Genomic DNA, 24,622 nt, shown 5'->3' with positions numbered 1-24,622 from the left:
GACGAAGGCTCGGCCACCGCCTATCGGGCGAGGGTGAAGGCGGTGCCGTCGGGCGAGATCGGGCCGGGGGTGAGGACGCCGTTGGAGGCGGCGATCGAGTAGCTCATCGGGGCGTATGCGGTCAGTGGCTGCCCGTCGACCTCGATGTTGGTGAAGGTGATTGGTGTGAACGACGGGAGAGCATTGTTGAATTGGCCTTCGATCACGATTTCCGCGGTCAGCGCGGGAGCGTCGGAGGTCTCGACCGTCGTGCGGGTCCAGTGCTTGGTCAGGTTGGATAGCGTCATCGTGTACGCGTTGCCATCGCGGGTGACAGTGGCCGACATGCTGTCGCCGGGGGCGGACGTCACGTCGTCGTACCTGACCGGTGCGGCCGGATAGGCTTCCCGCCACAGCGTTCGCTCGACCCCCTGGGCGCACGCACTGCGCGGTCCTGCCGAGCCGGTTCCCGCAGCCGCGCAGCCACTGCTGACGGCCTGGCCGAATGCGGTGTGCAAACCCTCGGAGACCTGCATCAGCTGGCGGAATACCGTGGGTTGCGCGGTGGACTGGGCTGCCATGTTCTCGACCGTCGAACCGGGCATCGAGGCCAGCATCCCGGCGTCGCTGACGCACATCGCCTCGGACCCGGTCTGCATGAGCGGCAAGGCCGTCGCGTCGTTGACGGTGGACCCGTTGAGCCCGACCCAGGGCGCTACCCGCTGGATCACCCCGGTGTCGGTGCACACCACCTCGGGCTCGATCCATTGCGCGGACACGCTGTGGAAGTCTCCGGTGATCACATACCCGGCCCAGTTCGAGATGCGGATCTCCGAGGGCTCGGCCTGGGCGGGCCCGGTTGCCACCGCGGCCGCAGTCGCGACCGCTACCGCGGCGGCAATGCGGTGACGAGCTCGACCCTTACTCCGGCGAGTCAACATAACCGCAGACCATAGCCCACTGCTATCGAACATTCGGTGCGGCTCGGCCGTGTCTCGGTGCGGGGTGTCACCTGCCTTGCTGCGGCGAACCTGCGAGTCGCAGCGATCTTGTGTCCGAGACAGTGCGGGCCGATCTATAGACAACACTGTTCATTTACGCCTATCGTCTTGATCCATGACGAAGTTCGGCGGCAAGCGCTGCCTGATCACCGGGGCCGCAAGCGGCTTGGGCCGCAGTATCGCACTGGCGGTCACGGCCAAAGGCGCCTCGGTCATTCTGACCGATATCGACGACGATGGTGTGCAGCGGACCGCGGCCGACGTGCAGGCCGCGGGCGGCCTCGTGCATCTCGTGGCCCCCGCCGATGTGAGCGATTACGACGCGGTGGTCGCGCTGGCGACCAAGGCCCACGCCGAGGTCGACAGCGTGGACATCGTGATGAACGTGGCGGGCATCGCCACCTGGGGCGCGGTAGACCGGCTCACGCACACCCAGTGGCGTCGGACGATCGATATCGACCTGATGGGCCCGATCCACGTGATCGAGGAGTTCGTGCCGCGGATGATCAAGGCGGGCAACGGCGGTCACCTGCTGAACGTGTCCTCGGCCGCGGGACTGTTCGGCCTGCCGTGGCATGCGCCCTACAGCGCAGGCAAATTCGGGCTGCGCGGCGTCTCTGAGGTACTGCGTTTCGATCTGCGCCGCCACGGCATCGGCGTCAGCCTTGCCGTGCCCGGCGCGATGGCGACGCCCATGGTCGACAGCGTGGATATCGCGGGTGTCGACCGCACCGACGCCACCGTACAGCGCGCCATCGGCCTGTTCATGCGGCATGCTGTCACGCCCGAAGCCGCCGCACGGTCCATCGTGCGCGGTGTGGAGCGCAATCGGTATCTGGTCTACACCTCGCCCGACATCCGGGTCGGGCACTGGGCGCAGCGGTACTTCCCGCCGTCCTACAACCTCGCCATGCGCGGCATGAACTGGGCGATGACCCGCTACCTCGACCAGGAAGCCAAGGTCGGCGCACGCTGAACAAACCTCCTGCTCGTCCGAGCGAGATCGCGTCGACAAAGGATCGCCCATGGCTGAGCCGTTGCCCATCGTCGCGGGCCCGATGGCCCCCGACATCCGGTTCGATATCGGTCCGGTGCGCTATCCGAAACTGCACTGGGACACCACGGTTCCGATCCCGATGTCCGACGGAGGCGATCCTGACCGCTGATGTCCTTCGTCCCGGTGACCTATCCGGTCTGACCACCGAACCGCTGCCGTCATCATCAACTTCACCGGAGTAATCAGCGGAAGCCTGGCCCTTCAGGGCTAGGAGGTGCGCCGAACTTGTCACACACCTCTGTCATGATATGCCCGCAGCGGGTGAGTATCGGGTCGGTGAAGGGGGCGGGTTGTGAAGCGGGTCGTTGTCATCAAACTCACTCCCACCCCGGGACAGTTTGTTGCGTTGAAAGCGACACTGGCATTGTGCAATACGGGGGCGAACATGGTTTCGCGGCTCGCGCACACCGCCACCGATCGTCGCCCGTTCGCGTTGCAGAAACATGTGTACGCCCACCTCAAAGCGCTCGGGTTGTCCGCGCAACCAGCCATCCGGGTCATCAAGAAGGTCGCCGACGCGTATGCCACCCGACAAGCGAACCTAAACAGTGGGAACTACGGTCGGCCGGGATCGAAACGGTATACGAACGTCTCCGGAAAACCGATCGCGTTCCGCGAGGCCGCGGGCCAACCGTTCGACGACCGGTGCCTGTCGTGGCAGATCGATCAATCGACGGTGTCGATCTGGAGCAGCGCAGGGCGGCTGCGAGGTGTCGGATTCGTGTGCGCGCCATGGCAGTTGAAACTGCTCACCGCCCGTAAGGGTGAGTCGGATTTGGTGTTCCGTGACGGCCACTTCTACCTGCACGCAACCGTTGACACCGGGACTCCGCCCCCGCTGGTCCCGGCGGATGACCCCACCGGGTGGTTGGGTGTGGATCTGGGGATCGTGAACCTGGCAGTGACCACTGCCGATGACCCCACCGACCTTGATGTTCGGTGGTCCCATGGCGCGGTCACCGGACACAGGAAGAGGAACCAAACCTTGCGGACCGCCCTGCAGAAGGTGGGGACCAAGTCCGCGAAACGGAAACTGAAGAAGCGGCGCAGGAAGGAAACTCGGTACGCCACCGACATCAACCATCAACTCTCCAAAACCATTGTCGCCCAAGCCCAACGCACCGGTCAGGGAATCGCGGTAGAAGACCTATCGAGAATTCGGGACCGGGTACGGCTCGGCAGGGCGCAGCGGCAGCAATTACACTCCTGGGCGTTCGCGCAGCTACGTGACCAGATCACCTACAAGGCGCACGCCGCGGGACTACCCGTGCAGGTAATCAACCCGCGCAACACCAGCAAAACCTGTCACCACTGCGGGCACTACGACCCCGCGAACAGACCCAGCCAAGCACTGTTCCGGTGCCATGACTGTGGATGGACCGGCCACGCCGACCATAACGCCGCCCTCAACATCGCCGCACTCGGACACCAAAGCTATCGGGCCGCCCAATCAACCGTGCCTAAAGCAGCCACCCCTCTAACAGCCAGTTAGAACGTGAGCAGCAAACCCGCGTCCTTACAGACCAGGTAGTTGATCGCCTACAACAAGATGACCAACCGGCGCGGCATGCGTTCAACAAGATGCTGCGCGCGCTCAGCGGCAGGGCCGACCTGTCGGACCGAACTCGGATGACGGGCAGGGACGTCCTGCACACACACCCGCGGGCGGCGTGCTAGGACCGTTCACCATCAACAGGACAGAGGTGTCGCGCGGCTATGTCGGCTTGATGGTCGACGTGCGCGCTACTTCTTCATCCCGCCGTGGAAGAAACGGCAGATCACCGGACAGACGATCGTCCTCGACCCCGAACACCCGAGCTACCTGAGCTATCAGGTCGTCGAGCACTGACCAGTTGATCTTGCCTGCCGGGTCCGACGTAGCGTGACCGGTATGAGTGAGCGACTGGTCGTCATCGGCGGCGACGCGACGGGGATGTCCGCGGCGTCGCAGGCACGCAGGCTCAGAGGCCCCGCCGAGCTGGAGATAGTCGTCTTCGAACGCGGCAACTTCACTTCCTTCTCCGCCTGCGGGATCCCGTACTGGGTGGCGGGCGATGTGTCCGAACGCGACGATCTGATCGCCCGCACCCCCGAGGAGCACCGGTCCCGCGCTATCGATCTGCGGATGCGGACCGAGGTCATGGAGATCGATGTCGTGGAGGGACGGGTGCGCGCCCGTGATCTCGAGTCCGGCGCCGAATCATGGACGGACTACGACAAACTCGTGATCGCTACCGGCGCTCGGCCGATTCGACCGCCGCTGCCGGGTATCGACGCGCCCGGCGTGCACGGTGTGCAGACTCTCGACGACGGCCAGGCGCTGATCGACACCCTGGAGCGGACCGACGGCAAGCGGGCCGTGGTGATCGGTGCGGGCTACATCGGCGTGGAGATGGCAGAAGCACTGATCAAGCGTGACTTTGCCGTCACGATGGTCAATCGCGGCGACGAGCCGATGTCCACCCTCGACCCGGATATGGGCGCGCTGGTGCGAACCGCGATGTGCGACATGGGTGTCGAGATCATCAGCGGGGCCGAGGTGACCGAGATCCGCACCGGCGCCGACGGCCGGGTGAGTGTGGTGGTCACCGCGGACGGCGAGTACCCGGCCGACGTGGTGGTGCTCGGCATCGGAGTGCGTCCCGACACCGCACTGGCCGAGACCGCGGGCCTGCCGCTCGGCGAGCACGGCGGCCTCCTCACCGATCTGGCGATGCGGGTGCGCGGCCAGGAGAACATCTGGGCGGGCGGTGATTGCGTGGAGGTGCTCGACCTGGTCTCCGGTCGGGAACGGCACATCGCGCTCGGCACCCACGCCAACAAGCACGGCCAGATCATCGGCTTGGGCATCGGCGGCGGATATGCCACCTTCCCCGGCGTCGTGGGCACCGCGGTCAGCAAAGTGTGTGACCTGGAGGTCGCACGAACCGGATTGCGCGAGAAGGAAGCTCGCGCGGCGGGTTTGCAGTACGTGACGGTGACGATCGAGTCGACCAGCCGCTCTGGCTACTATCCGGGCGCGGCGATGATGACGGTGAAGATGCTGGCCGAGCGTCGCACCGGGCGCCTGCTCGGCGTGCAGATCGTCGGTGGCGAGGGGGCGGGCAAGCGGGTGGACATCGCGGCGGTCGCGCTCACCGCGCGGATGACGGTCGAGCAGATGACAGCACTGGATCTCGGTTACGCGCCGCCGTTCTCACCCGTCTGGGACCCCGTGCTGGTGGCCGCGCGCAAGGCGGTCACGGCCGTCCAGCAACAGGGGTAGCGCGTCAGGCCGCTTGGCGATACACCGCGACCACCGGGATCACGCGGTCGGTCTTGGCTTGGTACTCGGCGAAACCTGGCAGGATTTCGACCATCCGCGCGTACAGTTCGTCGCGTTCGGTGCCGGTCACGACCTCCGCCTTGGCCGGGTACTGCTCGGTGCCGATCTCCACGCTGAGCGCTGGGTTCGCGCGCAGATTGTGGTACCAGGCGGGGTGCTTGTCGGCGCCGCCGTTCGACGCGATGATCACGATTCGCTCGCCGTCGGGCAAGTAGACGAGCGGGTTGAGGATCTGCCGTCCCGATTTGGCGCCGGTGGTCGTGATGAGCACCATGTGCGCCCCATCGAACATGCCTCCGACCTTGCCTTCGTTCGCTCGGAATTCATCGATGACCTGCGCATTGAAGTCGTTCATGTGGTCCTGTCCGTTCGGCTGCTTTTCCTGCGCCAACAACGTAATGGGTTCGAGAATTCCAGCCCCCGACGCGACGGGCAGCAAAGTGGAACGGCCTCCCGTAATATCGCGATCGAAGACACCCGCCAGGTGGATGAAGGGGGGCGGTGTGGGAGTTCGCCTACCGGCGACCATGAGCAACGGGGCACTGTGGTTGCGGCGATTCGCCACGACAACTCCCGGTGTGATCAGCGCGGTATTGGTCGTCACCGCTGTGCTGTGTGTGTTTTCGGGTTTCGTGTCCGCGAATCAGTTGGGCGACAAGATCGCTCGGCGCGATATCGTCCTGGAGCGTACCGAGCCGCTGGCCTATGCGGCGCAGAGTCTATACGTCGCATTGTCGGCCGCGGATGCTTCCGCGGCGGCGGCCTTCCTCTCTGGTGGCATCGAATCCCCCGAAGTGCGTGGGCGGTATCAACAGGCGCTTGCCGATGCGGCGGGCGCACTGGCGGAGGCGACCACCGGCGCCTCAGACGCGCAGACCCGATCGATCGTCGCGCGCATATCGGCCGACCTGCCCGCCTACACGGGGCTGGTCGAGGCGGCGCGAGCGAACAACCGGCAAGGATTTCCGGTCGGCTCCGCCTACCTGCGCGAGGCATCGACCTTGATGCAGAGTTCCCTGCTGCCCAATGCCGAACAGCTCAGCAATAACCGCTTCGCCGCGGTACGTCACGATCAGGACGACATCGGTGCCGTGCCGCTGACGAGCGTCGCGCTGCTGCTGTTGGTGATGATCGCCTGTGGCGTCGGCTCTTTCGTACTGCTGTGGCGGACCAATCGGCGGATGAACCTCGGCCTGGCCGCCGCTGCCGCGGCCACGGCGATCGTGCTGCTGTGGTCGGTTGCCGCGACCCTGATCGCGGCAACCGGTGTGGACACCGGCAAATCCGGTGCGAGCACCCGGTTCGAGACGCTGGCGCAGGCCAGGATCCTCGCTCAGCAGGCCCGCACCGACGAGACCCTCCAGTTGATCACCCGTGGTGACATCACCGCGGGTGAAGCGGATTTCATCAAGCACACTCACGCACTCGCCGACCGGCTGGCGAGCACGACCGGGCCGGAGTCGGCCGCGGCACAGGCGTTCGCGAGTTGGACGGCCGGGCACGGCCGCCAGAAAGACGCTTATGAAGCGGCCAACTATCCCGCGGCATTGGCACAGGCCATCGGTACCGCGCCCGAGAGCTCGGCCACCCGATTCGCCGCCCTCGACGACGCACTGCGCAACGAACTCGCCCAGGTCCGCGCGGAGCTGCGTGACGGAGTCGATTCCGCAGGTGGGTCATTGGCGTTCAGCCCGTCGGGCACCCTGATCCTGATGGTGTTCGCGGCGGCCGCCGTCACCGTCGGATTGTGGTCGCGGCTGAAGGAGTTCCTGTGAACAAGAGGCTGCTGGCCGCGACGTTGGTCGGCATATGCGCATTGGTGACCGCCTGCGGTTCGGGCACGACGGTTCCGGACCCGACCCGGGTAGCGGCGGTGAATCCGCGGCCGGATCTGACGGAGATCACCACCGCGCCGGGTTCCGAGGCCGACGACAGTTGCAATCCCGAGGTGAGCCAGCGACCCGGACAACTGCCGAGACCCGGTGCCATGCCGCCGGGTTCGCCGATGGCGGCGATCGTTGCGAACGGTCGCCTGCGGGTCGGCGTGGATCAGAACACCTACCTCTTCGGCTTCCGCAACCCGACCACCGGCCAGCTCGAGGGTTTCGACATCGATATCGCCCGGGAAATCGCCCGCGACCTTTTCGGCGACCCGGACAAGATCGAGCTGCGTTCGGTCGCCGCCGCGGACCGCATCCCGGCGTTGCGCAACAAGCAGGTAGACCTCATCGTGCGGACCTTCTCGGCCACCTGCGAGCGCCGGAGGGACATCGACTTCTCCGGGGTCTATTACCGTGCGGCGCAACGCATTCTCGCGCCCAAGAACTCAGGTATCAAGACCGCCGCCGACCTCGCGGACAAGGTCGTGTGCGTCACCAGGGGCACCACCGCGCCGGGACCGCTGTTCGGACTGCCCGAGAAACCGACCATCATGGGCGCGGGCAACTGGACCGATTGCCTTGCCGCGCTGCAGCAGGGTCATGTGGACGCCCTCAGCGGTGACGATCCGATCCTGTTCGGGCTTGTCGCGCAGGATCGCAATCTGGAGGTCGTCGGGGAGGCAATCGGCACCGGTGCCTATGCGGTCGGCATCGCGCAGGGCAACCCCGAGCTGGTCCGCTTCGTCAATGGCGTGCTCGAGCGTATCCGTACCGACGGCACCTGGCAGCGCATCTACAACGCACGGCTCAGCCCGCTCGGCCCGTCGCCAGGACCACCCACACCCCGGTACGCGGAGTGAGTGCGGCGACCATGCAGCCGTTCACCGTCTCTGAGATCGACCGCGAATTGGCCGCCCGCGCAGTCGAACTCGACGCCATCACCGCCACCCTGCTGGAGCTCGACAAACATCCCGGACACACGCTGCTGCGCCGCTTCCCGCCGACCGGGCTCACCGAGCAGCGTTGGCAGCCGGTTCGCGACGCGCTCGCGTTGATGTGGGAGGACTTCGGCAGGCTCCGCTCGATGCTGGATGCCGCGCGGACGGCGCGCGGCAGCCGAGCCCGGCTCGACGACAGCGAACGGGCCGAGGTGACCAGGTTGCTACGCGGGCGACCCTACGAGGTGTCGCGCACGCCGATACCGATGGCGCAACGTTCGCTCACCGGTCCCAGCGAACAGGTGCTGTTCGTCGGGCTCGCCGATACCGTTGACCGCATGCGGGCCACTTTCCCGGAGATCGCCGAATTCCTCGACGCGATCGACGCGGTGAACACCCGGATCATGTCGGGCCTCACGCCGCTGCAGGAGGAGCTGGACAAGGCAGGGGGAGCGGCGACCGCGGAGTTGGGAGCGATCGAAGACGGCATCGCCGAACTGCTGCGTCGCTCGGCCACCGACCCGCTCGCGCTGACCGCGCCCGAGATCGATGCGCGCATAGCCGAATTGACCGACAAGCTACGCCACCAATCCGTCGTGCTCGCCGAACTTGCTGCGATGGCGGCGAAGTGGCCGGCGGCGATTGCCGAGACACGCAGTCAGTGGGACAGACTGCGCGAGACGCGGGAGCGCGCCGCGCTGGCCAGGGCGGAAGTCGAGCGCACGATCCTGGCCGGCCCGCTGCCGGTGCCCGCCGACAACACCGCAACGCTCGGTGCGCAACTGGATGCGCTGTCGGCGGATCCAGGTGCGGCCGCCGCACTGCTGGCGCTACGCCGTCGGATTGCCGAGGCCATCGCGGATGCGAGCACCGCCGAACAGCTGGCGCAGGGCCTGCTCGATCGACGTGCCGAATTGCGCGGACGGTTGGCCGCCTATCAAGCCAAGGCGGCCCGCCTCGGGGTCAGTGAGGATCGAGACCTGTTGGCCGCCTCGCAGATCGCGGCGGGGCTGCTCTCCCGCAAGCCGTGCGACCTGGCCGCCGTCACCCGGTCGGTCGCCGACTACCAGCAGCTCATCGGTGAGAAATCGGGGAGACGACCATGACCTGTAATGAACCGGGGTGCGGCGGAGCCGTCGAAGCCGGGTACTGCGTGGTGTGCGGTACGGCGCCCGCCGTGGCGACCACGGTGTCGGAAAGCTCGGCGTCGGCGCCGGTGTCGATGTCGATGTCCACCGAGGGCGGCGCTTGCGCCGAACCCGGCTGCGCCGGCACGATCGTCGACGGCTACTGCGATGAATGCGGCACCGCGCCCTCCGCGATGTCGTCGAGGTCCACCGCGACCGGCACCACCCGGTCGTCCGGACGTTCGGTGCGTACCGGCCGGTCCACGTCCTCGAAGGCCAGTGCGCGCGGCCGACTCGGCGCGGGCATGGTCGACGTGCCACGCGTGCCACGCATCGATCCGGCCACCGCGATCATGGTCGACCCGGAGGTCGCCGAGTCGAAGCGCTTCTGCGGCAAATGCGAACGCTCGGTCGGCCGCGGCCACGACGGTGTGCCGGGCCGTACGGAGGGCTTCTGCCCGAACTGCGGCACGCGGTTCTCCTTCGCTCCCAAACTGTCCAGGGGCGATCTGGTCGGCGGGCAGTACGAGGTGGCGGGTTGTCTCGCGCACGGCGGGCTCGGCTGGATCTATCTGGCGACCGACCGCAATGTCAGCGACCGCTGGGTGGTCCTCAAAGGCCTGCTGAACTCCGGTGACATCGACGCGATGGCGGCGGCCATGGCCGAGAAGCGGTTCCTGGCCGAGGTCGAGCACCCGAGCATCGTCAAGATTCACAACTTCGTCGACCACACCGGACCCGATGGCATCGCGGTCGGCTACATCGTCATGGAGTACGTTGGCGGCACCTCGCTCAAGCAGATCCTGCGCGGCCGTCGCGATGCCGACGGCAGCTATCTGCCGCCCGCCCAGGCCATCGCCTACATTCTGGAGATACTGCCCGCGCTGGGCTATCTGCACTCGCTCGGCCTGGCCTACTGCGACTTCAAGCCCGACAACGTGATGCAGACCGACGAGCAGCTCAAGCTCATCGACCTCGGCGCCGTGATCGCCATGGACGATCAGGTCAGCAATATCTACGGCACCATCGGATATCAGGCCCCCGAGATCGCCGAGTCCGGACCGACCGTTGCCACCGAGGTCTACACGGTGGGGCGCACCCTCGCCGTGCTGGTGCTGAATCTTCCGCAGCAGGGCGGGCACTTCGGCGCGCTGCCGGGGCCCGCCACCGAGCCGGTGCTGGCGAAATACGATTCGCTGCACCGCTTCCTGTTGCGCGCCACCGATGCCGACCCGGAAGCCAGGTTCTCCTCGATGGAGGAGATGGCCGATCAGCTGACCGGTGTGCTGCGCGAGGTGCTCTGCACCGACGACGGTGTGCCGCGGCCGGGCATGTCGGCGTACTTCGGGCCGCCGCGCGCGGTGTTCGGTGTCGGCGCGGACGCCGTGGTGTCACCGAGCGCTGTTGTCGTTGCGCTGCCGGTTCCGCTTGTCGACCCTGGTGACAGCGGGGCCGCGCTGCTGGCCACAACCACCGGGAGCACGCCGGCTGAGTTGGAGACCGCTTTCGAAGCGGGGTTGCGATCGGTTGTCACCAAACGCGGTGAGTCGGCGGAGATCCCGCTGCGACTGGTGCGCGCCGCACTCGAGGTGGGCGATCCGGTCGAGGCCGAGCGGCGACTGGATGGTCTCGCCGAAACCCTGCCCGGCGATTGGCGATTGGCCTGGTATCGAGGACAGGCCCGGTTGCTTGCCGTCGATTTCGGTGCGGCCCATGCGGAATTCGACGCGGTATATGCTGCGCTGCCCGGCGAGTCCGCACCGAAACTGGCATTGGCTGCGGTCGCCGAACTGGCGGGGGCCGAGGCGGCCACCCAGGAGGCGTCGCGATATTACGACATGGTGTGGCGCACCGATCGCACGTTTGCCAGTGCCGCGTTCGGTCTGGCCCGCCTGCGTCAAGTCGGTGGCGACCGTGCGGGCGCGGTGGTGGTGCTCGACCAGGTCGATGCGGCATCGGTGCTGTACACCGAGGCACGGATCGCGGCCGTGGAAACCATGCTGGCGGGCCGCGCTCCGGCGGAGCTGTCCGAACCGTTGCTGCGGGACGCCGGCGGTCGAGTGGAGCGGCTGCGATTGGACTCCAAACGCCGTGGGGCGCAGGTGCGGATGCGCGTGCTCGATGCCGCACTGGATTGGCTGGGCGCGGGCAAGGCGCCGTCGGCGCACGATCCGCTGCTCGGCGCGAGGCTGGACCAGGACGGTGTGCGCACCGGATTGGAACAGTGCTACCGCGACCTGGCTCGCGAAACCGATGACATGTGGACGCGTATCGAACTCGTGGATCGGGCCAATGCGATCCGGCCGAGGACAACGTTGTGAGCGAGCGTAAGGAGCGAACCATAGATACAGTGCCCGCGGGTGGAGTCGTCAATGCAGGCCAGCGCACCGCCGCCACGGGCAGGTGTCCGGGCTGTGCGACGAAAGTCGGTGCCGCCGACCGCTATTGCGAAGCCTGCGGTCGCGAACTCGGTGCTCCGAACGCCGAGCGGGCGCGCCGGGTCGCGCTGCCGCAGCCCGACCCGGACGCGGCGGTGACGTGCGAGGGCTGCGGCGGGCCGCACTATGACGCCGACGGCTACTGCCGCGATTGCGGGCAGTTGCGTCCCGAACCGGACCGGTGTGAGGCGGATCTCGGCGCGGTGTGTGTGGCCACCGACCGCGGTATCGCGCACGCGCGCAACGAGGATGCGGTCGCCGCAGCGGTCGTGGCGGGCCGAACTCCGTGGCAGCGCGCCTCGACGGTGATCGTCGTCTGCGACGGGGTGTCGACGTCGGAGGATCCGCAGGCTGCCTCAGGCGCCGCGACACGTGCGGGAGTCGATGCCGCCGTCACCGCGCTGGCCGAGTCACGCTCCGCCGAGGATGCGGTGATGGCGGGACTCGCGGCGGCCGCAACGGCGGTGCGGGATATCGGCGAGTACGACGGACATGCACCGTCGTGCACCTACGTCTCCGCCATCGTGCGCCGATCGAGTGATGGCACGGCGGAGATCACCGTCGCGAATGTCGGTGACAGCCGCGCATATTGGTTGCGTACGGACAGCCCGCAGGCCCGCGACGCCGCGCCGTCCCAACGACTGTCGTCCGACGATTCCTGGGCGCAGGCGCTCGTCGACGCGGGTGCGATGGACGAAGCGGCCGCCATGCGGGACCCACGAGCCCACACCCTGCTGCGCTGGCTCGGCGCGGACAGTGATCCGAAACCGTGGTCGGACTCCTGTGTGCGGACCTTGCGCACCACCGGGCCCGGCGTGCTGCTGCTGTGCAGCGACGGGCTGTGGAACTACCAGTCCGATCCTGAGGTGCTGGCGAGCATGGCCACCGCCACCGCTCCGATGCTCGCCGCGCGCGAGCTCGTCGAATTCGCGTTGCGCTCCGGCGGCAGCGACAACATCACCGTTGCGCTGGTTCCCGTCGGGCAGCCCGACAAGCCAGGAGAAATGCAGTGAGTTCTGTTGACGGCAACGGTATTTCGGTAGCGATCGACCAGAACGAATATCTGGCCGAGGGGGCGGGCACGGTGGATGCCGTGGTCACCGTCGAGACCGGGGCGGATTTCGTGGCCGCCGGGCCGCCGCCGGATCGGGTGGAAATCCTCATCATCGACAGTTCCGGGTCGATGGGCACGGCACGGAAGTTCGACGAAGCGCGCAAAGCGACGCTGGCGGCGTTGGATGTGTTGCCCGACGGGACAAAGTTCGCGATCGTGCAGGGCACCTCGATGGCGCGACTGGTGTTTCCCACCGATACGCCGTCGGTCCCCGCGAGCCGGGAGAGCCGGGCCGCCGCACGCCGCCATCTCGACAAGTTGCGGCCCACCGGCGGCACCGCGATGGGCACCTGGCTCGGACTGGCCAGGCAGCTGGCCACGATGCACCCCGGCGCGCTGGTGCATGCCATTCTGCTGACCGACGGCAAGAACGAACACGAGGAACCCGAGGCGCTGGCCGCCGAGATCCGGCAGTCCGAGGGTGTATTCACCTGTGACTGCCGCGGTGTCGGAACCGATTGGCGGGTAGACGAATTACGTGCCATCGCCTCGGCACTGCACGGAACCGTCGACATCGTCGCCGACCCGGCGCACCTGGCCGCCGATTTCGCCGCCATGACGCAGACCGCGATGGCCAAGGCGATCCCGGAGCTGACGATGCGGGTCTGGACACCGGCGGGCGCGGTGGTGCAGTTCGTCAAACAGGTCGCACCCACCATCGAGGATCTGACCACGCGCCGCACCGAATCCGGTGCGCAGCTGGGAGAGTACCCGCTCGGCGCCTGGGGCGCGGAGGACCGTGACTACCACGTGCAGGTGCGAGTGGAGCCCGCCGCCCCTGGCCGGGAGAAGCTGGCAGCCAGGATCAGCGTTGTCGCCGGCGAGGACGTGGTCGGTCAGGGACTTGTGCGCGCGGTGTGGACCACGGAGACGGAGCTATCGGCCCGAATCAGCAGGCGTGTAGCGCATTACACCGGTCAGGCCGAGCTCGCGCAGGTCGTGCAGGAGGGGCTGACCGCTCGCAAGAACGGTGATGTGGACACCGCGACGGCGAAACTGCGCAGGGCAGTGCAGTTGGCGGCGGAGTCCGGCAACGAGGGCACCGCGAAGCTGCTGCGCGGGGTGGTGGAGGTGGACGAGCACAACGGAACAGTGCGGTTGCGCGCCAAGGTCGAGGCCGCCGATGAAATGGCCCTGGACGCGCGCTCGACCAAGACGGCCAGGGTACGGAAGGAGGCGTGATGGTCTGTCCGGAAGGCCATCAGTCCGTCGCCACCGACTACTGCGATGTTTGCGGGTCGCCGATGACGGCGCCGACCGAGGTCGGGCCGGTGCCGACCACGGAATGTCCGCAGTGTGGTGCGCCTATCAGCGGCCGATTCTGCGAGGTGTGCGGACATGATTCGGCGTTGCCCGCCCCGGTGACCGCTGCTGCGGCGCGTCCGGAACCGACAGTCGAATCGGTACCCACCGCAGCCCCGCCCGCACGAATCTCCGGTGTGGTGGCGTGGGTCGCCACAATCACCGCCGATCGTGACTTCTACGACCGGGTGGTCGCTCGCAAGGGCCCCGACGCCGCTCGAGTCGGGTTCCCCACGTTCTACCCGGAGCGCCGAATAGTCCTGCGCGAGGGCGATATTCTGATCGGCAAGCGCAGCGTCTCACAGGGCCTGGAGCCCGACATCGATCTCGGTATCGCCCCCGCTGACATCGGCATCTCGCGGGCGCACGCGATGATCCATGTCGCCGCCGACGGCCTCAGCATCACCGACCTCGGCTCCACCAACGGCACCAGCCTCAACGGCAGCGACGAGTTGATCGCGCCCAAGGCGGCAGTGTCCTTGCGCAGCGGCGACCGCATTCACCTCGGCGGTTGGACCACGATCACGGTGTCCGCCGAACTCGCCTGACCGACAGGCGACGACGACCTCGTCGCTGCTTCAGCGCGTTGCTTGGAGCGAAATGTGCGCATTCAGCTGTGCACGTTCAACAGAGGAGAGGCGGGGAAGGCGACCGGCAGGGCCGTCAAGGCTCGGTGGAAAGGACCCGGCCGCCAGGTCGGTGCGCCGGTCGGCAGGTCCAGCCGCATCTCGGGCAACGCATCGAGAAGCTGATCGATGGCGTCCTGAGCGATCAGGTAGGCCGAGGATTGCGCTGGGCAGGCGTGCGGGCCGATGCCCCATGCCAGATGGGCGCGATTACCGGACAGATCCTCGGTTCGGATCGCAGGGTCGTTGTTGCACGCGGCCATGCTGATGACGACCGGCTGATGTGCAGGCAGCCAGACATCGTCGACGAGGATCGGCTGACGAGGGTAGCTGATCAGGAGGTTCGCCAATGGCGGGTCGTTGAACAAGACCTCGTCCAGGGCTTCGCGGGAGGATAGGTTCCCGCCCATGACACTGCCACCGAACCGATCGTCGGTGAGGATCACCAGCAGGGTGTTCACGATCAAGTTCAGCAGGAACTCGATCCCCGTGCCATACACCTGTGCTACGTGGTTGACCACCTCCATTTCATCCAGTTCTGCCGGATGCTGCAGCAGCACTGTGGTGATGTCGTTTGCTGGTTCGGCCCGTTTGAGTGCCACCAGTTCCAGCAGCGCCTCGAACAGCATCTTGTTGCCGTTTTCAGCATCGACACCCTCGACGATCGCGGCCGTACCGGCGGCGACCCGCTGCCCTATCTCCGGGGGGCAGCCGAGCAACGTATTGACGACCTCGAAGACGAGCGGGAAAACGTACTGGCCGATCAGATCGGCCTTGCCGTCCTGGCAGAAGGTGTTGACGAGCGGGATGGCGATCTTCTCCACGATGTCGTGGAGCGCATACAGATCTATCGCGTCGAGGCTCGCGGTACTGGCCTGGCGGTAGCGCGCGAAGTCGAGCCCGGTGTTTCTACTCGCGAGCGGCCGCCACTCCAACAGCGGCAGGACGGGGCAGTCAGCGGGGATGTTCTTCTGCCAGGTGCGCGGATCGGCGGGGAAGTGCTCAGGATCGTTGAGGATCCGCACCGCGGTGCTGTAGCCGATCACCAAGGTGGCGGGCACGCCAGGTGCCAGCGTCACCGGAGCCAAAGAGCCGTATTGTCTACGCATTTCCTGGTAGGCGCGGTGCGGATCGGCGGCGAATTCCGGCGCGTGCAGCGGCACTCGCGGGTCGTCGGAATCGATCGGTGAGCCGTGGTAGACCGGGCAGGATTGGGCGGTTATTTGGGACGGCGGCGTACTCAAGAATGGAACTCCATACGATTCGTGTGCACTGCGGGTGGGATAGAACGGATTCCGTGCCGAGGCGCAGCTCCAGGGAGCGCGTTACCTGATTCCGGCCGGAACCGGTTGAGGGGCATAGCGTCGGGGTACTGGTCGTGGCAGGGACCGAACCACGTGGAGGTTCGTCAGATGCCCAGGGCGCCCAGCGAATCGTGATCGTCGAGGGCGGTGGTGATTCGCTTCAGCAGGGTCAAACAGGTTTCATCTGTCTGCATCTTGGGTTGATATGCCGCTCGGCCGATCGTGAATGCCCATGCCGCGTAGGCGAACATGGACTGCTGCCGATAGGCCAGCCAGGCGTCGTCGAAGGACGGCACCTCGCCGCCGGCGCTCCCTAGCTCGTCCAGGTAGGCCTCCAGCAGTTCGCGGTCCCAAGCGCGCCGGTCGTCGGGCTCGCATCCCGAGTTGACGGTATACGCGAAGTCATGCGCCCAGCCGCCCTGCATCACTACCTGCCAGTCGGCATATCCCATACGTCCGTCGCTGGTCACGTAGGTTTGCCCGATGTGCGGGTCGCCGTGCAGCAAGGTCGGTGGCATGTCCTTGGTCGCGATATCGAGCGCCCGCTCGACGCCTGCCCACAACCGGTCGCTCTGACCGTAAAGGGTCTCGGGGATAACCTCTTTGGCCCGCTCCATGCCGACCTCGCAGCGCTTCTTCATATCGATCGCGGAGCGGACGGCGTCGAGCATGTCGTTCGGGGTCTTGAGGACCGCGATCGACGGATGCTTCCAGAAGGTACCGTGGAGGCGCGCGAGATTGCGCACCAGATCTTCGATCTGGTCGCGGGCGATCGGGGCATTCGGCTCGATGAACACCGCGCCACGGGTCGCGGCGATGTCCTCCATCAGCGCAATGGACCGCCACGATGACGGATCGAAGGCGCCCCAATAGCCGATCGGAGCCTCCATCTCGACATCGGGACGCAAGTCCATGAAGAAGTGGGTTTCGCCGTCGATCATTTTCGCCCCGCCGAGCAATATGCGCTGGCTGAGGGAGGTGGTGGTTTTCGCGAAGAGCTCGGTCGGCAATCCGGCCTGCTGGCCCGCCTCGTTGTAGTCGACGCGAATCGCCACCCGCGTGGACGTGCCGTGGCTGCCATTGGATGTGCTGAACGAGAGCACCTCGGCATCGGGGACGTTGCGACACAGGACAGCCGTCAGCCAGTCCACGGTGATCGCGTCGCCGGAGATGGGGACGTCGTCGGCGCTCCGCGCTTTCGGCCGGGTGATCTTCTCTAGCAGCACATGACCACCGACTGTGGCGACCCGCCCGAGCAACCAGAGCTTGTGGTTCAATCGTTTGCCTCGATTCCAGAGTGTAACGAAATATCCTGAGCAACTGTCCCGTTCAAAAACGCGTGCCGTAGGACAGTACCCGATACGTCCGGATCGTGTTGTACGGCAACGTTTTCGCTGGTTGCGACGCTATCGTGCCGCCTGGTGGGACCAACGGCAGACTTCAGGGGAACGGCAGCGGTTGCGCGCGCATCGCGGTAAGCATGGCCGTCATCGGGCCGATTTCGTTGCCCTGTTCGTTCACTATCTCGAGTGCCTGACGGGTTGCCGCGGCGGCGGATCCGGTGTTGAACGCGGCCTGGGCCATGCCCACGCCGCCACGGTGGTGTCGAATCCTCAACTGTAGGAAGAAAAGACCGCGCACCTGTGGGCTCAGGTCTTCACAAAGATTCATTTTTATGGAAAAATCAATTTTTGTGAGGGAAGTCATCTATCTCGACTCGGTCGAGCAAGCGGAGGTCCTGCTCAAACCGCAGCGGATCGAGATCATTCGCGCACTGGCCGAGCCGGCGACGTGCGCGGACGTGGCAAGACTTCTCGAGCAATCCCCGCAGCGCGTCAATTACCACGTCAAACGGCTCGTGGACAACGGCCTGGTCCGCCAGATCGCCGAGCGCACCGTCCGCAATCTTCGCGAGGGCATCTATCAGGCCGCGGGCCGTTCGTACTGGCTGTCGCCCCGGCTCGTCGGCCACCTCGGCACGCAACGCTCGAGTGATGCGACCAGCCTCGGGCATCTGCTCGATCTGACTGAAGAAGTCCAACGAGACGTCGCGGGTATCGACCTGTCCTATCCGGATCTGCCGTCGCTGGGCATCTCCGGGCAGATCCGGATCCACCCGGACCGCCGCACGGAGTTTCTGACCGAACTCCAGACCGCGCTGCAAACACTGTTCACGAAATATGGCGGCCGCGAGGGAGATCCGTTCAAGCTCGCCGTCGCCTGCTACCCCTTCGAAGAGGACAAACCATGACCGAACCACTCATCATCAGCGTCCGCACCAGTGCCTCCCCCAGTGCGGCGTTCGCCGCGCTCACCGACCCGCAGGCAGTGACAACCTGGCTGGCCGAGAAAGCCGACATCGACCTCCCGCGAAGCTACGCATTCTGGGGACCGTCCATTCCTGAAGGTGACGGGCCGCACCAAGACCTGATCTCAGCCACCGACTCGACGCTCCATTTCAGGTGGCTGCTCGACGGTGAGCAGACCTCGACCGAGATCGCCGTCGGCGTCGAAGACGCAGAAACACGGGTGACGGTGACCCAGAGCCATTTCGACTTCAACGACATGATCACCGGCGCCAGCATTCGCGGTGTCCTGCAATCGTTCTGGGCCCTGTCCCTCGCCAACCTTGTCGACTACCTCGATGGCCGCCCGCTCACCACCCGAGGCGACTTCACCACCAGCGATCTCACCGCCGAGGTGGACATCGATGCTCCCACCGCCCAGGTCTACGACTCGTTGATCTCCTCGCGGAAAGTCTCCGAATGGTTCGGCTATCCAGTCGAGATCGAACCCCACATCGAAGGCCGCTTCGCAATGGGCGGGATCGACAACAACCCCCACCCCGCGATCATCGTCGATCTCGTTCCCGAACGGCGCGTCAGCGTCAACTGGGGACCGGGCGGCATCAGCACCTGGGAACTCGCCGACTCTGACGGCAAAACACGCCTCACCCTCGTCTCGAGCGGATTCGGCCAGGACAATCCGCCCTACGCCGCCTGGTTGGGACTGCTCGCCGGGCTCGCCGAGCTGCGCCGCTATCACGAAATCCCCGATTGGGAACCGATTACCGTCGCCGCGTAACCGGCTCAGCGATCAGCAAAGGAATAACACCATGGACGACAAGGTCACCGACTACATCGCCGGACAACCTTCGTGGCAAGCCGCGTTGTGCGAAAATCTGCGCCGGATGATCCACGACACGCTTCCCGGCGTCGAGGAACGCCTGGAGTACGGCAAACCCCACTATCTGCTCGACGGCCACCACGCCGCGGTCATCGCTGTCACGAAGGGCAAGGTGTCGTTCATGGTGTTCAACGCCACGGACATTCCCGAGGTCAAGGGGTTCCTACGGTCCCTCGGCAACGGTGAACGCAAAGCCGCCACCTTCACCGAAGGCCAAGACGTCGACTACACGGAGTTGTCGGAACTCTTGACCAGAACCACGACGACGCTCCGATTGACGTAGCAACGACAACGCAGCGCAACCATCGCCTCCGCCGAAATATTCTGCCTACTCCGCCGCGGCAGCAATGAACTGGCGAAAGGTGGCGTCGGTCCTGATCGCCTGCCATGACGGAATCCGTCATGGCAAGGTGCGGCCGTGTCGGATTCGGGCGAGTTCTGTGCGGATGTGAGGGCTTCGGGTGGCGTGGTGCGAGGCTGTGGGCAGTCGATTCGAGGAGTTTTACACCATGCTGACCATTTTGCCGATCAGATATGTGTCGGATGTCGATGCGTCCAGGCGGTTCTACGCCGGGCTCGGATTGAGCTTCCAACCCGAGCTCAGCGTCAATGTGTGGGCGCAGCTATCCGCTGACGCGGGTGCGCTCGGCATCCACGACGCGGCCGTTTCGAAGGGGCGTCCGGCGGGCACGGTCGAACTGAACCTGGCCACAGACGAGAGGCTCGAAGACCTCGCGGAACGCCTGGCGCGGACCGGCTATGACTACGAACTCTGCGAGGAAGACTTCGGCCGGAGCATCCGTGTCACCGATCCCGACGGCGTCACCATCCAGATCCAGGAGATCAACATCGACACGGTCCGCACCTCGGCGGCCTCCCTCGATGCGAAGGGCTGAGGATCTCCCTCCCAGTGCCCGGGCACCGCACGGTCGTCGACCTCGGCCGGTCGTTCACCTGATGGCGACTATGCCCGCGAGCCGGTTCCGCCGATCGCCAAGCTTTCGCCGAGGCTTGCGCACCAGGTCCAGCTGCGGGCGTGTGGCTTTCGCGCCGGAGGCGGTGGCTATACAGCACCCGCGCCACCGCCACGGCCAGCTGGACAACCGGACTGGAATCATGACGGGATGGCATCCGCGGTCTATCTGATCACCGGCATTCAGGCCGCCGGGAAATCCACCGTCGCGCAGGCACTGGCTGAACGGTTCGCACAGTCGGTACACGTGCGCGGTGATACCTTCCGGCGGTTCGTCGTCGGTGGCAGGGCAGAGATGAGTCCGCAACCGTCGCCGGAAGCGCTGGCGCAGCTGCGGCTGCGGTACCGCTTGGCCGCGAGCACGGCCGACGCGTACGCGGCAGCGGGTTTCACCGCGATCGTTCAAGACGTCGTGCTTGGTGATGAGCTGCCATGGTTTGTCGAGCAGATCCGGACCCGGTCGCTGCACGTGGTGGTGCTCGCCCCTCGACCGGACATCATCGCGGCGCGCGAGGCGGGCCGCGACAAGGTCGCCTACGGCGCCTTCACCGTCGAGGATCTGGACACGGGGCTGCGTGAGACGACACCCCGGATCGGACTATGGCTGGACACTTCCGATCTCACGGTCGAGCAGACCGTCGACCAGATCCTCGCTCGCGCTGTGCCGGTGCTCGGGTAGCGGACCGCAGGCGGAAACCGCAAGTGCGCCAGTGCCTTCCGATGATCGGTTCAATCGCGTGTCAGCGGATGGTTCGTCAGCGCGTCAGCGGTGGCCGATGCGCTGGTCGAATATGCGGCGTTGCCAGTACGCCTAGCATGGAAAGGTCCAACTGTGATGGTTCCGGGTGAGCGGAACATGACGAAGTGGGGTCTGTGGTAGTGGGCTCGCTCATGCAGGCCATCCGTGGAGCGGTGCTTCGGTCGTCAACTTGTTCGTGATCGGCCGCGTTGAAGCATCGATGGCCGAGTCCGAGTTCGAAGTGTCCGGGATGCGTCCGGATCGCGTGGAGGTCTTCCCTCTCCGGGACGATTCCGTATGGGACCGAACGGCTGCCGTTCGGGAGTACAACCTCGCCTTCGACGACACGTCCTCGGACCTCGGCGCATACGTAGAGGCATGCCTCCGCCGTGCGGGGAGCGGACAACGTCGCGTGGGTGGCTTTCGAAGGGGCCTTCCATTTCGATCACCTCCTCACCGACGAGGTCGCGGACCAGATCTACGGGTTGTGCGTGAACGGCCGGGACCCCGTAGTGACCTGGGACGGCGACATGCTGAAGAGCGAGGGCTGGAGGCGCCAGGTCAGAGAGGCCCGCGCCTGCCTGGAGAGGGCCTTCCCGGCCGCGGTCGAGGCATGACGGTCGGGTGTACGTGAACTACGACGCCGCCCGCACCTTCGCCGCGGGAACACATCCCGTATTTCAGTGCCGGTGTGTGCCGGTCCGATTGTCTTGGCCGTTGTCATCGGCGTTCAGGGCTTCGTTCCAGTTGTCGTCGGCGTTGCCATCCGGCCCTGGTCCTTCTATCGGTCCCATCATCGTGTTCACCTTCTTCCAGACTCGTTGCTTGCTAGGGCTTATCCGCCATCTACCCGCAATCCGCGCAACGGCACTGGCCATCTCGCATAGGTGTTCTCGGGTGATACCGTCACCACGTCGCACTCCTGCACCAGCGCATCGGGGATCGCGCCGCCGAGATGCACGGCGTTCGGCACGATCACCGCGTCGACATCCATGGCCCGAATCACGTTCAGCAGTCGCCCCTCCGGGTCGTCGGTCTCGCGACCGAACACCACGGTCTTGGCGAGGTCATATCCGAGTCTCTGTGCGACACTGCGGATCTGAATCTCATTCCAGTCCTGAGAGATACCCGAGACATCCCGGCGCAGGTACCCGACGGCGGTTGGTCGTGGTCTCATCGTTTCGCCCCGTTCGCGGTGTCGGCCTGTTGCGGCAGAAACTCGCGGTAAGGCGGCGCGCTGAGCAGCGACCGTCCACGACCGGTGACTCGCCACTGGACCGGACTCCTGCGGGAGCTGGAAGCAAGCCCGTCATACGACTGTGAGCCGAGTGCGGCCCGAACCGTGGATGCGGCGAAACCTGTTCTGCTGCATAGCTGTTTTACTGTCAGCGCCTCGAAGGGCGTGAGCCCGGCCAGTGCGGCCAGCACTCTGGCCTGCGATTCGGTCAACGCCATCCTTTGCCCCTCGCGTGGTCGTTGGCTGGCAGCTCGGGGCCGAGTCGGCTCACCGGTCCCGAGCGCCCAACAGAACGCTACGAACCGACTGGAACCGGCGTCTGCAAACTTGACAAAACTTGGCGCAGTTCGCTTTACCTGCTGCGTAGCCGAGAGATATGAGGCAGCATCGACGGTAGATCTGCCAAACATTGACATACCAATCGGCGGGAGCGCAGACGATGAAACTCAGGTTCCTTGGCAAAGGTGGCTCGGGAGTTGGCGAATGCCCCACGCTGTACGCCACTGACCAGGACTCGTACCTGGTCCAGGGTTGGCGAACCAGTCGACCCGAGACGGTTGAGATCCCACACCTACTGCTCGGCTTCGCTGAGCGGGATACTTTCGTCGGGGCACCGATGACCGACACCGGCCGGGGTACCTTCATCGTTACCGGCCGACCGGTCACCGAACCGGAGAGTGGTTCCGGCCTTGGCGAACTCTCGTCGAGGAGACCGCGAGCCGTGGTGTGGCCGTGCGGCGGGTCCGTGTGGTCACAGAGCCACACACCGACTACCACCGTTGGTTGCTCACGTTGACGGCGCATAACGTCGCCGCTGGCGAAGAGATCCGGTACGTGCCCCGGCATCTCGCCGGAGAGGTGCCACCGGATGAATGGTGGCTATTGGATGATGAGACGGTTGCGTTCCACGTCGTGGATGCGGAAGGTCGCGGGCAGGGCGTAGCGGTAACCGCAGACCCGCGCCTTGTCGCGTACTGCCGGAGCGTGAAACAACGCCTGTGGGAGTTGGCGACTCCATACGCTGAATACTTCGACGGCGCGGCATCACACCAGCAGTGACCAACTCGGTTCACGAAGCGCGGGAAGCGTTCGGTAAGCGCCTCCGCGAGATCAGGAAGGACGCGCGGCTAACCGGTCGCCAGCTCGCCTCCTTGGCGGGCTGGCACGAATCCAAGGTGTCCAAGATCGAAACGGGGGACCGGAGCCCGACGGAGGCCGATCTACGGGCGTACTGTGCCCACGCAAACGCCGGAGATCAACTCGCCGACCTGGTTGCTGCGCTCCGCAACATTGAGGCTTCCTATCTCGAATGGCGGCGGGTGTTGAACACCGGCACCAAGCGCCGACAACAAGCGTCGGTGTCGTTGGCTGAACAGACTCAGCTCATGCGGATCTACGAGCCGGTTCTAGTGCCCGGCATTCTCCAGACCGCCGAGTACGCCGAGTCGGTGCTACGACGGGGCACCGAGTTCTACCGGATTCCTGACGATGTCGAGCACGGCGTATCGAAACGACTTGAACGGCAACAGGTTCTCTACCGGGGAAATCATCGTTTCCACATCCTGATGGCCGAGCAGTCGCTGTCGACGACAGTTGGGGACGAGTCGGTCATGATCGGGCAGTTGGATCGGCTCCTGGCGGTCATAGGTCTACCGAGGGTGCTACTCGGCATCGTTCCCTCGGAGTCAAAATGGCTCACCCCCACAACAAATTTCGTCATGTTCGACAACCGAGTGGTTCTCGTTGAAGCGATCACCGCCGAGCTGACCATCACCCAGCCCCGAGAGATCGCGCTCTACGGCCGTGCGTTTGAAATCCTGGCAGGACAGGCCGTTGTCGGCGAACCTGCCCGAGCCCTGATCAGAAAAGCGCTGGACCGGCGACGCGGCTCCAACCAGTAGCGAACGAAGACTTACCCCGACTATGGATCGATGACGAGTGTGACGCTGAGGAGATGGTGACAGATGCTGTATTTGCCTGTCGGCACTGCGGGCAAGCTGCTCGGTATGGCTCAGCGGCGCGCGTTCCATCTCGAGGTCGAAGACGACCACGCGCTGTCCAACGAGGACGAGCCGATGCGCAGGTGGCGGGCAGGGCTGCCACCGCTGGATCCGCAGAACTATCCACCCGACTGGAAACGGTGGGAAGACCTCACCGACGCTGCCACAGCGAGAGGCGTTGCACTGCAACGGGTCCGGGCTACATTTTGCCGGGTTCGCGGTCACTCGCGATCCCGTCGAGACCGCTCGCGCTGTCACGGTCCGGGACGCGTTGTGGTCCAAAGCTATCCGGCACACCGACTACGAGCCCGCGAGCGGGCCTTAGAACGTGTCTGAAAACTCATAGGTCCTTGTCTCGGAACCTCGAGGAGGTCGAGTCTCAGATAGTTCACGTTG

The 24,622-nt window shown here is 65.6% G+C and carries 26 protein-coding genes and 2 pseudogenes; 20 read left to right on the top strand and 8 right to left on the bottom strand.

The genetic code is table 11. The features are described 5' to 3' along the window. Window positions 1–20: 20 nt before the first annotated feature. Complete coding sequence (locus ACFQZZ_RS25965) at window positions 21–920, bottom strand: G1 family glutamic endopeptidase (RefSeq protein WP_378685956.1); 900 nt, start codon at window positions 918–920, stop codon at window positions 21–23. A 175-nt stretch (window positions 921–1,095) separates the two neighbouring features. On the opposite strand from ACFQZZ_RS25965, the gene ACFQZZ_RS25960 reads away from it, so the two are divergent. From ACFQZZ_RS25960 to ACFQZZ_RS25945, 4 genes are all read left to right on the top strand, one after another. After that, window positions 1,096–1,956, top strand: a complete 861-nt coding sequence (locus tag ACFQZZ_RS25960) for an SDR family oxidoreductase (protein ID WP_378685954.1) — start codon at window positions 1,096–1,098, stop codon at window positions 1,954–1,956. Window positions 1,957–2,005: 49 nt separating this feature from the next. Next, window positions 2,006–2,146, top strand: a complete 141-nt coding sequence (locus tag ACFQZZ_RS25955; protein ID WP_378685951.1) for a hypothetical protein — start codon at window positions 2,006–2,008, stop codon at window positions 2,144–2,146. Window positions 2,147–2,329: 183 nt separating this feature from the next. After that, a complete protein-coding gene (locus tag ACFQZZ_RS25950; protein ID WP_378685948.1) occupies window positions 2,330–3,529 on the top strand; it encodes an RNA-guided endonuclease InsQ/TnpB family protein in 1,200 nt (399 codons plus the stop codon). A gap of 399 nt (window positions 3,530–3,928) precedes the next feature. Further along, complete coding sequence (locus tag ACFQZZ_RS25945; protein WP_378685945.1) at window positions 3,929–5,302, top strand: FAD-dependent oxidoreductase; 1,374 nt, start codon at window positions 3,929–3,931, stop codon at window positions 5,300–5,302. A 4-nt stretch (window positions 5,303–5,306) separates the two neighbouring features. On the opposite strand, the gene ACFQZZ_RS25940 is transcribed toward ACFQZZ_RS25945, so the two are convergent. Next, complete coding sequence (locus ACFQZZ_RS25940; protein ID WP_378685942.1) at window positions 5,307–5,717, bottom strand: nitroreductase family deazaflavin-dependent oxidoreductase; 411 nt, start codon at window positions 5,715–5,717, stop codon at window positions 5,307–5,309. A 148-nt stretch (window positions 5,718–5,865) separates the two neighbouring features. Here ACFQZZ_RS25940 and ACFQZZ_RS25935 point away from each other — a divergent pair, with 148 nt between their 5' ends. The 7 genes from ACFQZZ_RS25935 to ACFQZZ_RS25905 are packed head-to-tail and all read left to right on the top strand — an operon-like array spanning window position 5,866 to window position 14,709. Then, window positions 5,866–7,137, top strand: a complete 1,272-nt coding sequence (locus ACFQZZ_RS25935) for a hypothetical protein (protein WP_378685939.1) — start codon at window positions 5,866–5,868, stop codon at window positions 7,135–7,137. Beyond that, a complete protein-coding gene (locus ACFQZZ_RS25930) occupies window positions 7,134–8,102 on the top strand; it encodes a glutamate ABC transporter substrate-binding protein (RefSeq protein WP_378685936.1) in 969 nt (322 codons plus the stop codon). Before ACFQZZ_RS25935 ends, ACFQZZ_RS25930 begins: the two co-directional genes overlap by 4 nt. Then, the gene (locus ACFQZZ_RS25925; protein ID WP_378685933.1) at window positions 8,099–9,286 is read left to right on the top strand and encodes a hypothetical protein; all 1,188 of its coding nucleotides are present in this window, start codon (window positions 8,099–8,101) and stop codon (window positions 9,284–9,286) included. The genes ACFQZZ_RS25930 and ACFQZZ_RS25925 overlap by 4 nt, the downstream gene beginning before the upstream one ends. Further along, window positions 9,283–11,628, top strand: coding sequence for a tetratricopeptide repeat protein (locus ACFQZZ_RS25920; RefSeq protein WP_378685930.1), 2,346 nt, complete (start codon window positions 9,283–9,285; stop codon window positions 11,626–11,628). Before ACFQZZ_RS25925 ends, ACFQZZ_RS25920 begins: the two co-directional genes overlap by 4 nt. After that, window positions 11,625–12,758, top strand: a complete 1,134-nt coding sequence (locus ACFQZZ_RS25915) for a PP2C family protein-serine/threonine phosphatase (protein ID WP_378685927.1) — start codon at window positions 11,625–11,627, stop codon at window positions 12,756–12,758. Before ACFQZZ_RS25920 ends, ACFQZZ_RS25915 begins: the two co-directional genes overlap by 4 nt. Beyond that, window positions 12,755–14,041: a VWA domain-containing protein gene (locus tag ACFQZZ_RS25910; RefSeq protein WP_378685924.1), complete on the top strand. Its 1,287-nt coding sequence runs from the start codon at window positions 12,755–12,757 to the stop codon at window positions 14,039–14,041. Before ACFQZZ_RS25915 ends, ACFQZZ_RS25910 begins: the two co-directional genes overlap by 4 nt. Further along, the gene (locus ACFQZZ_RS25905; protein WP_378685921.1) at window positions 14,041–14,709 is read left to right on the top strand and encodes an FHA domain-containing protein; all 669 of its coding nucleotides are present in this window, start codon (window positions 14,041–14,043) and stop codon (window positions 14,707–14,709) included. The genes ACFQZZ_RS25910 and ACFQZZ_RS25905 overlap by 1 nt, the downstream gene beginning before the upstream one ends. Before the next feature lie 62 nt (window positions 14,710–14,771). On the opposite strand, the gene ACFQZZ_RS25900 is transcribed toward ACFQZZ_RS25905, so the two are convergent. The 3 genes from ACFQZZ_RS25900 to ACFQZZ_RS25890 form a co-directional block, all read right to left on the bottom strand. Continuing rightward, complete coding sequence (locus ACFQZZ_RS25900; protein WP_378685918.1) at window positions 14,772–16,031, bottom strand: cytochrome P450; 1,260 nt, start codon at window positions 16,029–16,031, stop codon at window positions 14,772–14,774. 164 nt (window positions 16,032–16,195) lie between these two features. Next, a complete protein-coding gene (locus ACFQZZ_RS25895; RefSeq protein WP_378685915.1) occupies window positions 16,196–17,368 on the bottom strand; it encodes an aminoglycoside phosphotransferase family protein in 1,173 nt (390 codons plus the stop codon). A 163-nt stretch (window positions 17,369–17,531) separates the two neighbouring features. After that, the gene (locus tag ACFQZZ_RS25890; protein ID WP_378685912.1) at window positions 17,532–17,798 is read right to left on the bottom strand and encodes a DUF305 domain-containing protein; all 267 of its coding nucleotides are present in this window, start codon (window positions 17,796–17,798) and stop codon (window positions 17,532–17,534) included. On the opposite strand from ACFQZZ_RS25890, the gene ACFQZZ_RS25885 reads away from it, so the two are divergent. The 4 genes from ACFQZZ_RS25885 to ACFQZZ_RS25870 all read left to right on the top strand — a co-directional run bounded on the left by ACFQZZ_RS25885 (window position 17,785) and on the right by ACFQZZ_RS25870 (window position 20,173). Further along, window positions 17,785–18,342, top strand: coding sequence for a helix-turn-helix domain-containing protein (locus ACFQZZ_RS25885; protein ID WP_378685909.1), 558 nt, complete (start codon window positions 17,785–17,787; stop codon window positions 18,340–18,342). The two genes, ACFQZZ_RS25890 and ACFQZZ_RS25885, sit on opposite strands and share 14 nt — an antisense overlap. Beyond that, on the top strand, window positions 18,339–19,175 hold the full coding sequence (locus tag ACFQZZ_RS25880) for an SRPBCC domain-containing protein (RefSeq protein WP_378685908.1): 837 nt from the start codon (window positions 18,339–18,341) through the stop codon (window positions 19,173–19,175). The genes ACFQZZ_RS25885 and ACFQZZ_RS25880 overlap by 4 nt, the downstream gene beginning before the upstream one ends. Window positions 19,176–19,206: 31 nt before the next feature. Then, window positions 19,207–19,560 (top strand): DUF1801 domain-containing protein, encoded by a 354-nt coding sequence (locus ACFQZZ_RS25875; protein WP_378685905.1) that lies wholly within the window; start codon window positions 19,207–19,209, stop codon window positions 19,558–19,560. A gap of 226 nt (window positions 19,561–19,786) precedes the next feature. Beyond that, the gene (locus ACFQZZ_RS25870) at window positions 19,787–20,173 is read left to right on the top strand and encodes a VOC family protein (protein WP_378685902.1); all 387 of its coding nucleotides are present in this window, start codon (window positions 19,787–19,789) and stop codon (window positions 20,171–20,173) included. 2 nt (window positions 20,174–20,175) lie between these two features. Here the strand turns inward: ACFQZZ_RS25870 and ACFQZZ_RS25865 are convergent. Next, a pseudogene (locus ACFQZZ_RS25865) lies at window positions 20,176–20,293 on the bottom strand (IS30 family transposase); the annotation flags it as partial. A 108-nt stretch (window positions 20,294–20,401) separates the two neighbouring features. On the opposite strand from ACFQZZ_RS25865, the gene ACFQZZ_RS25860 reads away from it, so the two are divergent. Both ACFQZZ_RS25860 and ACFQZZ_RS25855 read left to right on the top strand, forming a co-directional pair. Continuing rightward, the gene (locus ACFQZZ_RS25860) at window positions 20,402–20,929 is read left to right on the top strand and encodes an AAA family ATPase (protein WP_378685899.1); all 528 of its coding nucleotides are present in this window, start codon (window positions 20,402–20,404) and stop codon (window positions 20,927–20,929) included. Between the two features lie 476 nt (window positions 20,930–21,405). After that, window positions 21,406–21,606: a hypothetical protein gene (locus ACFQZZ_RS25855; protein WP_378685897.1), complete on the top strand. Its 201-nt coding sequence runs from the start codon at window positions 21,406–21,408 to the stop codon at window positions 21,604–21,606. Window positions 21,607–21,824: 218 nt separating this feature from the next. Here the strand turns inward: ACFQZZ_RS25855 and ACFQZZ_RS25850 are convergent, their stop codons facing one another. Both ACFQZZ_RS25850 and ACFQZZ_RS25845 read right to left on the bottom strand, forming a co-directional pair. Next, window positions 21,825–22,166: a hypothetical protein gene (locus tag ACFQZZ_RS25850; protein WP_378685894.1), complete on the bottom strand. Its 342-nt coding sequence runs from the start codon at window positions 22,164–22,166 to the stop codon at window positions 21,825–21,827. Continuing rightward, entirely contained in the window at window positions 22,163–22,444 is a 282-nt protein-coding gene (locus tag ACFQZZ_RS25845) for a hypothetical protein (protein ID WP_378685891.1), read from the bottom strand. Before ACFQZZ_RS25845 ends, ACFQZZ_RS25850 begins: the two co-directional genes overlap by 4 nt. Before the next feature lie 484 nt (window positions 22,445–22,928). Here ACFQZZ_RS25845 and ACFQZZ_RS25840 point away from each other — a divergent pair. The 3 genes and pseudogenes from ACFQZZ_RS25840 to ACFQZZ_RS25830 form a co-directional block, all read left to right on the top strand. Further along, window positions 22,929–23,285: pseudogene (locus ACFQZZ_RS25840) on the top strand (DUF6879 family protein); the annotation flags it as partial. Next, window positions 23,282–24,127 carry a helix-turn-helix domain-containing protein gene (locus tag ACFQZZ_RS25835; protein ID WP_378685888.1) on the top strand — a complete coding sequence of 282 codons (846 nt, stop codon included), beginning with the start codon at window positions 23,282–23,284 and terminating at the stop codon, window positions 24,125–24,127. The pseudogene ACFQZZ_RS25840 and the gene ACFQZZ_RS25835, both read left to right, overlap by 4 nt. A gap of 63 nt (window positions 24,128–24,190) precedes the next feature. After that, window positions 24,191–24,562, top strand: a complete 372-nt coding sequence (locus tag ACFQZZ_RS25830; protein ID WP_378685885.1) for a DUF6879 family protein — start codon at window positions 24,191–24,193, stop codon at window positions 24,560–24,562. Window positions 24,563–24,622 lie beyond the last annotated feature (60 nt).

Origin of the sequence: Nocardia sp. GCM10030253 (assembly GCF_042675075.1) — a bacterium.
GTDB lineage: Bacteria > Actinomycetota > Actinomycetes > Mycobacteriales > Mycobacteriaceae > Nocardia.
The sequence above is the reverse complement of the archived record's forward strand: the minus strand, read 5'-3'. Positions and strand labels throughout refer to the sequence as shown.